The organism is Bradyrhizobium sp. UFLA05-125, from assembly GCF_059803515.1.
On the sequence record NZ_JBANBJ010000085.1, the window covers coordinates 25620 to 37996 of the forward strand.

General features: G+C 62.8%; 14 protein-coding genes. 12 read left to right on the top strand and 2 right to left on the bottom strand.

Annotation, left to right across the window (positions count from 1 at the left end; translation table 11 throughout):
• The first annotated feature begins 13 nt into the window (after nt 1-13).
• From SO156_RS39785 to SO156_RS39815, 7 genes are all read left to right on the top strand, one after another.
• Nucleotides 14-1021 carry an ABC transporter permease gene (locus SO156_RS39785; protein WP_458143820.1) on the top strand — a complete coding sequence of 336 codons (1008 nt, stop codon included), beginning with the start codon at nt 14-16 and terminating at the stop codon, nt 1019-1021.
• On the top strand, nt 1015-1803 hold the full coding sequence (locus tag SO156_RS39790) for an ABC transporter ATP-binding protein (protein WP_458143633.1): 789 nt from the start codon (nt 1015-1017) through the stop codon (nt 1801-1803). The genes SO156_RS39785 and SO156_RS39790 overlap by 7 nt, the downstream gene beginning before the upstream one ends.
• 54 nt (nt 1804-1857) lie before the next feature.
• Nucleotides 1858-2658 (top strand): class I SAM-dependent methyltransferase, encoded by an 801-nt coding sequence (locus tag SO156_RS39795; protein ID WP_498538586.1) that lies wholly within the window; start codon nt 1858-1860, stop codon nt 2656-2658.
• Nucleotides 2659-3067: 409 nt separating this feature from the next.
• Nucleotides 3068-4333: an MFS transporter gene (locus tag SO156_RS39800; protein WP_498538587.1), complete on the top strand. Its 1266-nt coding sequence runs from the start codon at nt 3068-3070 to the stop codon at nt 4331-4333.
• A 483-nt stretch (nt 4334-4816) separates the two neighbouring features.
• Complete coding sequence (locus SO156_RS39805; RefSeq protein WP_498538588.1) at nt 4817-5068, top strand: DUF1127 domain-containing protein; 252 nt, start codon at nt 4817-4819, stop codon at nt 5066-5068.
• Nucleotides 5069-5271: 203 nt separating this feature from the next.
• Nucleotides 5272-6360, top strand: coding sequence for a mandelate racemase/muconate lactonizing enzyme family protein (locus tag SO156_RS39810; RefSeq protein WP_498538589.1), 1089 nt, complete (start codon nt 5272-5274; stop codon nt 6358-6360).
• Between the two features lie 201 nt (nt 6361-6561).
• The gene (locus SO156_RS39815) at nt 6562-7710 is read left to right on the top strand and encodes an amidohydrolase (RefSeq protein ID WP_458143821.1); all 1149 of its coding nucleotides are present in this window, start codon (nt 6562-6564) and stop codon (nt 7708-7710) included.
• Nucleotides 7711-7823: 113 nt separating this feature from the next.
• Here the strand turns inward: SO156_RS39815 and SO156_RS39820 are convergent, their stop codons facing one another.
• On the bottom strand, nt 7824-9011 hold the full coding sequence (locus SO156_RS39820) for a CaiB/BaiF CoA transferase family protein (RefSeq protein ID WP_458143638.1): 1188 nt from the start codon (nt 9009-9011) through the stop codon (nt 7824-7826).
• Nucleotides 9012-9190: 179 nt separating this feature from the next.
• Here SO156_RS39820 and SO156_RS39825 point away from each other — a divergent pair, with 179 nt between their 5' ends.
• From SO156_RS39825 to SO156_RS39845, 5 genes are all read left to right on the top strand, one after another.
• Nucleotides 9191-10078, top strand: a complete 888-nt coding sequence (locus tag SO156_RS39825) for a VOC family protein (RefSeq protein WP_458143639.1) — start codon at nt 9191-9193, stop codon at nt 10076-10078.
• Between the two features lie 234 nt (nt 10079-10312).
• The gene (locus SO156_RS39830; protein WP_458143640.1) at nt 10313-10498 is read left to right on the top strand and encodes a hypothetical protein; all 186 of its coding nucleotides are present in this window, start codon (nt 10313-10315) and stop codon (nt 10496-10498) included.
• Nucleotides 10499-10705: 207 nt separating this feature from the next.
• Entirely contained in the window at nt 10706-11023 is a 318-nt protein-coding gene (locus SO156_RS39835; protein ID WP_458143641.1) for a hypothetical protein, read from the top strand.
• Nucleotides 11024-11134: 111 nt separating this feature from the next.
• Complete coding sequence (locus SO156_RS39840; RefSeq protein ID WP_498538590.1) at nt 11135-11332, top strand: hypothetical protein; 198 nt, start codon at nt 11135-11137, stop codon at nt 11330-11332.
• 137 nt (nt 11333-11469) lie between these two features.
• The gene (locus SO156_RS39845) at nt 11470-11664 is read left to right on the top strand and encodes a hypothetical protein (protein WP_498538591.1); all 195 of its coding nucleotides are present in this window, start codon (nt 11470-11472) and stop codon (nt 11662-11664) included.
• A 37-nt stretch (nt 11665-11701) separates the two neighbouring features.
• On the opposite strand, the gene SO156_RS39850 is transcribed toward SO156_RS39845, so the two are convergent.
• Nucleotides 11702-12151 carry a tetratricopeptide repeat protein gene (locus tag SO156_RS39850; protein WP_458143644.1) on the bottom strand — a complete coding sequence of 150 codons (450 nt, stop codon included), beginning with the start codon at nt 12149-12151 and terminating at the stop codon, nt 11702-11704.
• Between the last annotated feature and the right edge of the window lie 226 nt (nt 12152-12377).

Here is a 12377-nt window from a genome sequence, read left to right on the forward strand (position 1 = left end):
AGTGAGCTCGGTCATCGACGAAGCGCCGAGGCCATCAGAGAAATCGGGTTTCGGCTTTTTTGAAAGTTCAGCCACAGGGCCGTTGATCGGTGGACTGTCAGTGGCCGCCGCATGGTCCATGGTTGCCGCGCTCACTGCGTTCTGGCCGGACAAACCCGAAAACGATTGGACCTACACGGGCGGCTTCGCCATTGCCTGCGGAGCATTGGCCGCCGCCCTCGCCGTGGTGGCCTTTGCCGGCGTTCGTTTTGCCGCTTTCCAACGTCTCAAGCGGCTTTTCCCATGGCTGTTCGCGCTCGCGCTGTTTTTTGCTGCCTGGGAAGCCGTGACAGCAAAGCTCGGATTGCTTCCGTTACCGTTTTTTCCGCCGCCGCAGGCCATCGTCGAAGTCGTAATCGACGACTGGGGGCGGCTGGCTGAAGGCACCTTCGCCTCTGCTCGTCTGCTCGCGACCGGTTATTTTATCGGTGCCGCGGTGGGATTCGTGACCGGCGTGGCGATCGGCTGGTCGCGGCTCGCCGGCTATTGGATCCACCCGGTGTTGCGGTTCATCGGGCCGCTGCCCGCGACGGCCTGGCTGCCGCTCGCATTTTTCGTTTTCCCGTCGAGTTTCAGCGCCAGCATTTTCCTGATTGCGCTCGCCACCGGGTTTCCGGTCACCGTGCTCACCTGGTCGGGTGTCGCAGGCGTGAAGACCGCCTATTACGACATCGCGCGGACATTGGGAGCATCCCAGCGCTTCCTCGTGCTCAAGGTTGCCATTCCGGCGGCAATGCCGCATGTCTTCGTTGGCCTGTTCATGGGCCTCGGCAACTCGTTTGCAGTTCTCGTCGTAGCCGAAATGCTGGGCGTGAAGTCGGGGCTTGGCTGGTATCTGCAATGGGCGCAGGGCTGGGCGGCCTATGCCAACATGTACGCCGCGCTGCTGCTCATGGCGTTCTTGTGCTCCGGGCTGATCACGCTGCTGTTCCGCTTGCGGGACCGCCTGCTATCCTGGCAGAAAGGCCTGGTGCGATGGTAGCGGCGATCGCAGGCGAACAGCCGGTCCACGGATCGACGCTGACGATCCGCGAAGTGAGCCATCGCTTCGATCTCGAAGGCCAGCCCCTGCCTGTATTGGACCGCATCAGCATGCAGGTCGGCCGCGGCGAATTTGTCGCTCTCCTGGGACCGAGCGGGTGCGGAAAATCGACCTTGCTGCGACTGGTCGCGGGGCTCGACACTCCAACTGCCGGCGCCCTGCTAACGGAGGGAAGGGAGATCGAAGCACCCGATCCGTCGCGAGTCGTCGTTTTTCAAGACCCCACGCTTTATCCATGGCGGACAGTGTGGAGCAACGTTGCTCTGGGACTGGAAGCACGCGGGTTGCTGCGCACCCATCGCGGACGTATTGAGGACGCCTTGCGCCTCGTCGGGCTCACGAGCTTCGCCAACGCCTACCCGCACCAGCTTTCCGGAGGCATGGCACAACGCGCCGCTCTGGCGCGCGCGCTGGTCAACGACCCGAAGCTGCTCATTCTCGACGAGCCTTTGGGTCAGCTCGACTCGCTGACTCGCATCGCCATGCAGGCGGAACTTGTATCACTTTGGCAGCGCTCGAGCTTCACGGCGCTGCTGGTCACGCACGATGTCGAGGAGGCGCTCCTGCTCGCCGGCCGCGTCATCGTGCTGAGCGATCGACCTGCACGGATCAAGGCCGAAGTCGTCAACAGCCAGCCCTATCCCCGCCACCGGGGCGATCCGCGCTTCGTTGAGCTTCGTCGCGAAGTGTTCGAGCATCTCGGCCTCGATGAGGCATGGTAGCCGTCAAAGCGAGCTCGCCGGGTCCAGAAGTCTGGCGAGCGCACGGAGACTTCGATGACCTCCGAATTCAACGTCCACAACGCCGCGGGCTATGAGCAGCTCATGGGCCGCTGGAGCCGAAGGCTCGCCCGGCTATTCATCGACTTCACAGGGGTCGCCGACGGCGAAAGGATTCTCGACGTCGGCTGCGGCACCGGGAGCTTGACCTTCGCGCTCGCCAACGCCGCCGACCTCGCGGAGATTGCCGCGATCGACTATTCACCGGTCTTTGTCGAGGAGGTGATCCGGCGCAACACAAACCCGCGAATAAGCGCCCGACAAGCGGATGCCTGCGCCCTGCCCTTCAAGGACGGCACGTTCGACCGCGCCTTGGCGCTTCTCGTGCTCCACTTCGTTCCCGAAGCGGGCAAGGCAGTCGCCGAGATGCGCCGCGTCGTTCGGTCGGGCGGCGTGGTCGCGGCGGCGGTGTGGGATCATCTCGGCGGCATGCCCGGCATGCGCATGATGGTCGATACGGTGGCGGCACTCGGTGAAAGCGGGCGCCAGTTGCGCAGTCGCTATTTCTTTCAACCTATGATGCAGCCGGGCGAATTGAGACGAACTTTTGTCGAACAGGGTCTCGTGGACGTTGCGGAAGTGGAGCTGATGATCCGTATGGACTACCAAAGCTTTGCCGACTATTGGGAGCCGATTGCCGCTGGCGAAGGGCCGCTCGGCAAGTATGTGGCAGCGCTCGACGCTGCGGAGCGAGCACGCATCGACGCCGCCATGCGCGATGCCTACGAGGCCGGCCGGCCCGATGGCCCGAGGTCCTTTGCAAACGTCGCGTGGGCCTGCCGTGGCTTCGTTCCCTAATTCGACGGTCAGAGCCATCTCTTATGTGACCTGGATCATAGTCCGCGTCCCCTAAACGGATTAGGCTGACTCACAGGTTAAGCGTTAGCTTGCTTTGCCGCGCCCGACGGGCGGTTCCTCCCAAGACTCGGCCGATCGCTTCGAACAACCGAAGCGATCGGCCCGTTCGTCTTGCGTGAGCTCCAATATCGCAGCCGCCAATCAAACGCGCGATCGCTTCGCTTTGAGGCTCTCCTCCGGCCCCACGATGGCGCAACGAATCACGACATTTCGTGACGCGATTGATGCGCGGGTTTGCGTGCCTGCATGAACCTTTCTGATCCGGAATGACGGGGCTGTCTTTCCCGCAGTTGGCACCCTCCTTCCGATCGTGTAACGCCACCGAAAAGCTTTTCGGGATGGGACGCTCATGACTGCGGTGGCCACGGAGGAAGCGGGAGTTGGCACCCGCGCGCTGATCCTTGCGCTGATCGCGCTCGCGTGCGGACACATGCTCTCGACCTTGCTGCGCACCATTCCGGCGGTCAGCCTCGATCTGATGGCGACGGATTTCGGCATCAAGGCGCAGGCGCTGGCCAGCCTCACCTCGGTCTATCATTTCGCCTTTGCCGCAGCCCAAATCCCGGTTGGCGCGGCGATGGACCGTTTTGGCGTGCGTCCGGTGTCGCTCAGCCTGCTCGGCGGGACCGTGGTCGGCGCAACGGCTTCCGGCTTTGCGACAGGGCCGGAAAGTTTTGCGTTCGGGCAATTGCTGCTGGGCGTTGCCACCTCCGGCATGCTGATGTGCCCGATGACGCTGGCTGCCAAGCAATTGTCGGCGGCGCGGTTCGGCCTGTGGTCGGGTGCAATCCTCTCGATCGGCAATATCGGCATGCTGCTGTCGTCGAGCCCGCTCGCCTTCGTGGTCGATCATTACGGCTGGCGCGCGGGATTCTGGATCTCGGGCGGCGCGGGCATCCTGGTAGCACTCGCCGTCTTTGCGCTGGTGCCGAACCAGCCGGCCGAGCACAAGGACGATTCCTCGCCTCTGTCGCAGATGATCGAGGTGCTGCGACTCGGCTTGTCACGCCCCCTGCGCGGCTTGATCGCGCTCGCGCTGGTGTCGCTTGCGACCTCGCTGGTGCTGCGGGGCCTGTGGGGCGGGCCGTGGCTGATGGAGATCAAGGGCTTGTCGCGGATCGAGGCCGGCAACGAGCTCGGCGCATTCACGATCGCGATGATCGTCGGCCCGCTTTGCATCGGCATGGTCGATCGCTGGTTAGGCCGCCGCCGCGAGTTGGTTGCCGGCGCGCACCTTCTCGCGGCATTTCTGCTCGCACTGATGGCGTTCGGCGCGCCGTACTACGCAGTCTCTCTGCTGTTCGGCGTTCCCGTCATGCCGCCGCAATACGACCTCGTGCTGTTCGTGCTCATTGGCCTTGCGACCTCCGCGCAGCCGCTGCTGTTCGGCATGTCACGTCAACTGGTTGACGCGCAGGTTGCAGGCAAAGCACTCGCCGCGGTGAACCTCGCCTTCTTCCTCGGCGCAGCCCTGATGCAGTCGACCACCGGCGCAGTGGCGGCGCTCGCGGGACTGCCGGCGGTGCTGCTGTTCATGGCCGCGACGCTTCTGATCGGCACGCTGATTTTTCTGGCTTATACGTCACCAAGCCCGCAATCGCCACGCATGAATTGATGAGGGAGCACGCCTGGCTTTCGCCGCGGCTACCCGCGATCGAACGAATGCTCGCGCCGCGAAAGTTCGTTCCGGTCAACACTGGCCGCCGATCCGCACCAGCCGGGATGGAGCCTGCACGACTTGCGTGACGCTGCGAGGCAGATTGTCGCGGGCGTCGAAATTCGCCGCTGACTGTGAATTGGCTCACAATGGACACTCGATCGGCGGGCTAAGATTTTTGACGGAAGTCGGTTTGCGAAATTTTCTGCGCAGAAGATTTCCTTCAGGAAATTGTTCTGGATCCGAGCTATCGCGGTTGCCTTCGACGTCACCGTCGCAACGGCTGCGCCTGCCTCTGCCAGACAGAATCGTTGGCTGCGCGCTGCCGATTGATAGCTAAGCCAGCGATGTTTCGATCACAGTTGATGTTGAAGACTGCCGGCTGGCGACGCGGCGGCGATGATGCACGTGCCGGCAATAGGAGTATCCGGAGATTGCGCCATGAGCACGATCTACAGTGCAACAGCATACAGACGGCTCGCTTCCGCCCGGCGCGTCGTCCGATTCCTGGAAAGACACTGGCAGGCGTTTCAAGAGCGGCGCAAATGCGCGCGGCTGCAGGCCGCCCTGTCCGATCTGGGTGACAGGGAATTGATGGATATCGGCATTTCGCGTGGGGAGATCGACTACGTCGCCTCAAACCCGAACATCGACCCGCGCGGCGCCCGTCCGATTCCGCCAGCGATGATCTGATATCCGCCCCCATGCGTGCCCCGAACTGCGCTGCGGCCGCAAGTCGGCCGAGCTCCTGCGTAGCCGGTCGAATATCGAGTTCTTGGTGAAACCCGCCTTGAACTGCACGTGGGTTTCACTGCGCTCCAGCAACCTTGCGAGCTATCGCTTGATTAGGCTGGCGCGATCGGCGTACCCTGCAAAGAAAAATGCGGGATGGAAGCATGGCACGCATCGCATCGGCCGAGACCGGACTCTACCGAATCCCCCTCCCCGTCACTCTTTCCGACAGCACGCATGGCGAGATCCGGGCGTTCGAGCTCATCACCTGCCGCGTGCGCGATGCCGATGGCGCGGAAGGAACAGGTTACACCTACACCGTCGGCCGCAATGGCGGCGCGATCGCCGATATCTTGAAACGAGAAATCCCCGAGCTGATCGACGGCTTTGAGGCCGACGATACCGAGGCGATCTGGCATCACGTCTGGTGGGGCCTGCATTATGGCGGACGCGGCGGCGCCGCGGTGCTCGCGCTCTCGGCGCTCGACATCGCGCTTTGGGATATGAAAGCACGCCGCGCGAACCTGCCGCTGTTTCGCCTGCTCGGCGGTTTCGATGCCCGCGTGCCCTGCTATGCCGGCGGCATCGACCTTGATCTCTCGGTCGAGGCGCTTCTCAAGCAGACGGACGACAATCTCGCCAAGGGCTTTCGCGCCATCAAGATGAAGGTTGGCCGGCCCGATCTCAAGTCCGACGTCGCGCGCGTCGCGGCGATGCGACAGCATCTCGGCGACGGCTTTCCGCTGATGGCGGATGCCAACATGAAATGGACCGTCGAGGAGGCGATCCGCGCCGCCCGCGCATTGCAGCCGTTCGATCTCACCTGGCTCGAGGAGCCGATCATCCCCGACGACGTCGCCAGCCACGCGCGTATCCTTGAGTCCGGCGGCGTGCCGATCGCGGCGGGGGAAAATCTGCGCTCGCTGTGGGAGTTCAAGAACTACATCGCCGCGGGCGCGGTGTCCTATCCCGAGCCCGACGTCACCAATTGCGGCGGCGTCACGGCCTTCATGAAGATCGCCCGGCTCGCCGAGGCCTTCAACCTGCCCGTCACCAGCCATGGCGCGCACGACATCACGGTGCACCTGCTCGCGGCTTGCCCGAACCGCTCCTACCTCGAGGCGCACGGTTTCGGGCTCGACCGCTACATCGAGCATCCGCTGGTGCTCGACCGCGGCATGGCGCTGGCGCCAGTGCGGCCCGGTCACGGCATCGGCTTCGACTGGAAGGGGCTGGCACAGCTTTCGCCTTAGAGAGCAGGTCGTCATGCCCGGGCTTGTCCCGGGCATCCACGTTCTTGGCGCCTGCGAGGCAAGCCGTGGATGGCCGGGACAAGCCCGGCCATGACGATGGGGCGACAGCCTCTGCACGCGAGGCATTTGCTGGCGCTGCATGCGGCGGCCGGATAATCCGCTATGGTGACCACAGCCGGCACCATCCGAAAGACACCTGCCTTGACACCTGAGCTTCACCAGAAACTGACCGCGTGGCGCCAGCATCTGCATGCCCATCCCGAACTGTCCTTGCAGGAAAAGGCGACCTCGGCCTTCGTGCAGGACAAGCTTGCCGAGCTCGGCATTCCCTTCGAGGCCGGCATCGGCGGTCACGGCATCGTCGCGACGCTGAAGCGCGGATCTGCGCAAGGCCGGGTCGGCTTGCGCGCCGATATGGATGCGCTGCCGATCACGGAGGAAACGGGGCTTGCCTACGCATCACGCCATCAAGGCGTGATGCATGCCTGCGGCCATGACGGCCACACCGCATCCCTGCTCGGCGCGGCGGCGCTGCTGGCGGCAGATGCGAGCTGGAGCGGCACCGTCGATTTCATTTTCCAGCCGGCCGAGGAAGGTTTTGGCGGCTCGCGCGCGATGGTCGCGGACGGTCTGTTCGAGCGCTTTCCGATGATGCGGATTTTTGGCTTCCACAACTGGCCGGGCCTGGACGCCGGCACCATCGCGGTGCACGACGGCGTCGTCATGGCCTCCGGCGGGCGTGTCACGTTGACGATCGAGGGACACGCGGGCCACGCCGGCATGCCGCATCTGACGCGCGATCCGGTCGTTGCCGCCGGCCACCTGATCGTGGCGCTGCAATCGATCGTGGCGCGCAATGTCGACCCGCTCGACACCGCCGTGTTGTCGCTGTGCACGATCGAGGGCGGCACGGCGGCGAACCAGGTCGCCGGACGCGTGGTGATCCGCGGCACGCTGCGCAATCATCGCGGCGCGGTGCGCGATACCATCGTCGAAGGCATCGAGCGGACCTGCGCCGGAATTGCGATGAGCTTTGGTGTCAAGGTCACGCCCGACATCACCTTCGGCGTCGGCACGGTCGTCAATACGCCGGCGGAAGCGGGCCTTGCGCGGATCGCCGCTGAGAAGGTGCGGGCGCCGCTGCGCCGCGACCTCGCGCCGAGCATGGCCGGCGAGGACTTCGCCTTCTACCTCCAGCATTGCCCCGGCGCCTTCGTCTGGATCGGCAACGGGCTCTTGCGCGATGGCGCCGAACTTCACGGCCCGCGCTACGACTTCAACGACGCGGTCTTGCCGGTGGCATCGAGCTGGATGGCCGAGGTCGCCAAGACGGCGCTGGCTTCGAACTAGCCAATCGACGGCTGGCCGTATGCGTTCGCTGAATTGTTTGAGCATGGTCTCCGCGCAAACGCGTTCCGGGTTTGTCGCCAGAGAAAGCCGCTTCAAGCTTTCCGGATCATGCTCTAGATGATGCCGTCTTGCCGAAGCGCCGCAATCGCAGCCTCATCGTAGCCGAGTTCGGCCAGCACGAGATCGGTGTGCTCGCCGAGCGTCGGCGGGCGCGTTGCAATTTCACCCGGCGTTTCCGACAACCGGACGGCAGCGCGTGTCACCGGTGCGGGCTTCGGCAAGCCTGGATAGTCGACATCCTGCATGAATCCGGCAGCCCGGATGTGCGGATGATCCAACGCCTGTTGCGGGCTGAGGACAGGACCGGTCGGAATCATCGCACGTCCCAGCGTGTCGACGGCCTCCTGCGTGGTGCGCTCGGCGCACCAGCGCGCCATCCGCTCGCTGATGACAGGGCCGTTATTGCCGCGGCTGATATCGTCGGCAAAGCGCGGATCACCGAGCCATTGCTCCTCCTCACCCATCAGCTTGGCCCAACGTTTGAACAGCGGATGGCCCGTGACCTGGCACAGCACCCAGCCGTCCTTGGTGCGGTAGATGTCGGCTGGAGCCGCGGTCTGGCCGAGATTGCCGGTCGGAACGCGATTGATCGATATCACGGCCTGCTCGATCAGCGTGGCGTTGGTGAAGGACAGTGCCGTTGCGAGCAGCGCGCCCTCGACGATCTGCCCGCGCCCGGACTTGCCGCGCTCGATCAGCGCGGCAAGTGTCCCGAATGCGCAGTGCAACGCGGTACCGAAATCAACCCAGTTCACCGCGGCCCGGTAAGGCGGATCGCCGGCGCCCGTCATGTACACCGAGCCCGACATGACCTGCCCGACACCGTCGAAGCCGACGCGGTCGGACCAGGGCCCCGGCCCGCCGAACGCGGTTGCCGTCGTCAGGATGATGTCGGGCTTGATCGCCTTCAATGACTCGTAGTCGAGCTTCATCGCGCGCAGGGTCTGTGGAGGCAAATTGGCGACGACGACGTCCGCAGTCGCGATCAGGCGGCGCATCACCTCCTGCCCTTCCGGCTTCATCGGATCGAGCGTGATGCACTTCTTGTTGCGGTTGATCTGTAGAAACAGCGCGCCTTCACCGCCTTCGCCGACGGGCGCCACGAAACGGTCCTCGCTGCCATCGCGCTTTTCCACGCGAATGACCTCGGCGCCGAACTCGGCCAGCAACGTCGCGCAATACGGCCCCGCGATATAGCGCCCGAAATCGAGGACGCGCATGCCCTCCAGAACTCCCCCCATCGATGGCTTTCCTTATCGTATTTTGCCCGGTGTTTCTGCCAGATTACAGGGACTGGCTGCGGCGGCAAGGAGGCAACGGACATCATGCTCTGCTCGTAGATGTGATCGGCCAACAGTTTCGGCTGACGGAAATTCTGCTCTAGTATGGTCTGTCCGTCCCCTAGCCAGAGCGTACATCCATGCCGCATCAATTCGATCGCTCCGCCGAAGATCTCGGCAATGCGATCCATCTCGAGCACGTCAACGTCCAGGTCCCGGATCAGCGCCTCGCCACCTTGTTTTACGTCACGGGGCTCGGGCTCACCCGCGACCCCTATCTGATGGTGTCCGACACCAACATGTGGATCAATGCCGGACAGAGCCAGTTTCATTTGCCGAGCGGCAGGCCGCAGGTGCTGCGCGGTCACGTCGGGCTGGTCATTGCGGGGCGTGAGGCACTGCTGCAGCGACTCGCGTCGGTCGCGAGCAAGCTCGAGGGCACGGCGTTCGCGTTCGCCGAGCACAACGACTACGTCGAGGCGATTTGTCCGTGGGGCAATCGCCTGCGCTGCTACGAGCCGGACGCCGCGCGCTTCGGGCGCATCGCGCTCGGCATTCCCTACGTCGAATTCGACGTGCCGGCCGGATCCGCACCCGGAATTTGCGCCTTCTATCCCGAGATCATGGGCATGCCCGCTAGCTTGCGGAACGGCGACGGCCGGGTTGCCGCCGTGAAGACGGGCCGCAACCAGCATCTCCTGTTCCGCGAGACCGATCGGCCTCAGCCTGATTATGACGGCCACCACGTGCAGATGTATATCACCGATTTCTCCGGCCCTTACCGAAGGCTATCGGCGCGCAAGCTGATCTCCCGCGAGGACAATCAATACCAGTACCGGTTTTGCGACATCGTCGATCTCGACGGCGGCAAGCGTCTCTTCACGGTCGAGCACGAGGTGCGCAGCGCGACCCATCCAATGTTCATGCGGCCAATGGTCAACCGCAATCCGGCGCTGACCAACCGCAACTACGCATTCGGCCACGATCAGTCGTCCTGGGCGATGGGGCCGGATCAATATGAGGGCTAGAGCGTGATCGCGGCAAACGCGGAACGCGGTTGCGCGGCGATCATGCTCAAGCAAAAATCCTAGAGTGCGATGACGATTCATCCCAATCTCATCGCACCGCGCTCCAGGGAGCAATAAGGATTGTACTTGGGCCGGCTGGTGTGCCGCTCCTTCGCTCATCAGAAGGATGATGCCCACGTGCGGAACCACCCGTAAATTTCCCAAGTGTTGGCCACTTGGCTCACTGGTTAACTGGTGCAGGTCGAGCGCCGCACCATGAAGACACCGAAGCCAAAGCAATGGACCGAGCTGGAAGTCCGGCAGTTGGTCAAGCTCGCCCGGCGGGGAGTTGGCGCATCGAAAATAGCCGCCGAACTGGGGCGCCACGCCGGCTCGGTGAGGCGAATGGCGCGGACGGTGGGAATATTGTTGAAGAAGTAACCGTCGTGGACAAGCGCGAAAGGTCTGGATCGCCGCGCAAGAAGTTTGGGTGATCCGACTAAGCATTCGACACCCGAACAGATCCGATCTATTGCAGCGCAATGCGCGCCGTCGGCTACGGATAACTCTTTATATCCATGGCTTTCTCACCGCAAAGGCTCAGAGTGCCGGCATCAAGCAAAGCCAATTCTTTCTGGCGGAGGCCCCATGAGCCGCTCACCCTCTATCGTGCCGCATGCGTCAGCCAACCATGACATCTACCTCGTGCTTGAAGACTTCGGGGGCAGGCTTGGGTGTGCCTGGTGCGAGACTGCCGAAGAGGACGCCAATCGCGTTACGCTGATGCGGCACCTGGTCGAGGGCCAATACGAGCATCCCATCCGCATCGTTGCCTTCAATCCGATAGAGGGATGGTCACGTGATGTGACTGCGGACATCGCCGATGAGATTCGTCGTCGCTTCGTCGAGCTCGACGAGGTGGCGCCATCTCTGCTGGAGTTTCTCGACAGAGCGGCCGGCCACTGATTGCCACGCTCGCGAGCTTGTCAAACAACACACCTGTTTGGGGCTTCCTCAAGAACCAGGAGGCGCTATACTGACCTCATTGCAATATCATTTTTGTATATGGGGACGACGATGTTGGACGATGAATTTAACAAACAGCGCGCGAGGATATTGCGTGACCTCGCAGAGCAAGCTGATCCTTTTATCAAAAGACGTCTTCTGAAGTTGGTGGAGCGCTACGAGCCCAAGCGACGGAACGCGCCAATTGACCAACAATTTCAAGCCCGGCTTCAGCGGGACATCGAACATCACGACATCACTTCTGACTGATTATGGGGGCCCATCTCTTTTGATGCCGGTCAAAAAGAACTGGCGTTCGAGAGCAAGAGGGTGGAAACTCCAGTCCACGAGCATCACGTCAGCCGTAAATTGGAAAATTGCGATTTCGCCAACGCGGGAGCAGCGTCATGCGATACGCTTTTGGGCAGATAGTCTCTCTTCAGGATCAGTTCTCGAAGGTCGCGCAGGAGAGCCGAGAGCAGGCGAAAACGATGCATGCCGGCAAGGAGAGAGAGGAGCTTGAGAGGAAGGCCAGCCAAGCCGACACGGCGGCCCACATAGACGACTGGGTCAATTCTTCCGGGCTCCGGCGCCCAACCTAGTCGGATCAAATCGTCGCCAATTGAATGAAGGCGCTTATCAAGGCTGGTTGTTCGGCGGCCTTTCGATGAACCTGCGACTGCCGTTGAGAAGCTCGAGGTTATTGGCGATGACCGGGTTACCTGGATCGAGAGAATAGGCCTTCTCGAACTTGCGTCGCGCAGCACTCAGATTGCCGCGCAGCATGTACGAATATCCCTGATCATTCAGGATTTGAACGGTTTCACCCCCAAGCTTGATCGCCTGAGCATAAGCCTGATCGGCAAGATCGAACCGGCGGATCCGATCATAGCTCGCGGCAAGCCCAATCCAGGCCGTCACGTCCTTCGGCGATTTCTCGACAGCGTCCTTGAAATAGCGCTGGGCGAGCCCGTAACTGCCGCGGTTGTAATGCTCCAGTCCCAGGCGAACCGGCTCGTCCGACGGGTAGTACTTGACGTCGGTCGGCTCCTGCACGGGATCCCCGCCCGGCGGATCGACGGGAGCCACGATTGCCGCTTCCCGCGTTGTGTAGTCACACGCCGCGAGGACCGTCCCCAAGCAGCAACAAGTCAGCTAATTAGATGCGCCGGATAGCTCCTTGGATCGTGTCCCTTGGCGTGGTGTAGCTGAGTGGGTGTCACCACGTTCGCCGGCATGGGCCGGATCGGTCAGCTGGCGATAGCCGGGAAGCTGACGGCGGGATCATCGCCCAAAGGCGCGATCGTTTCCAGTG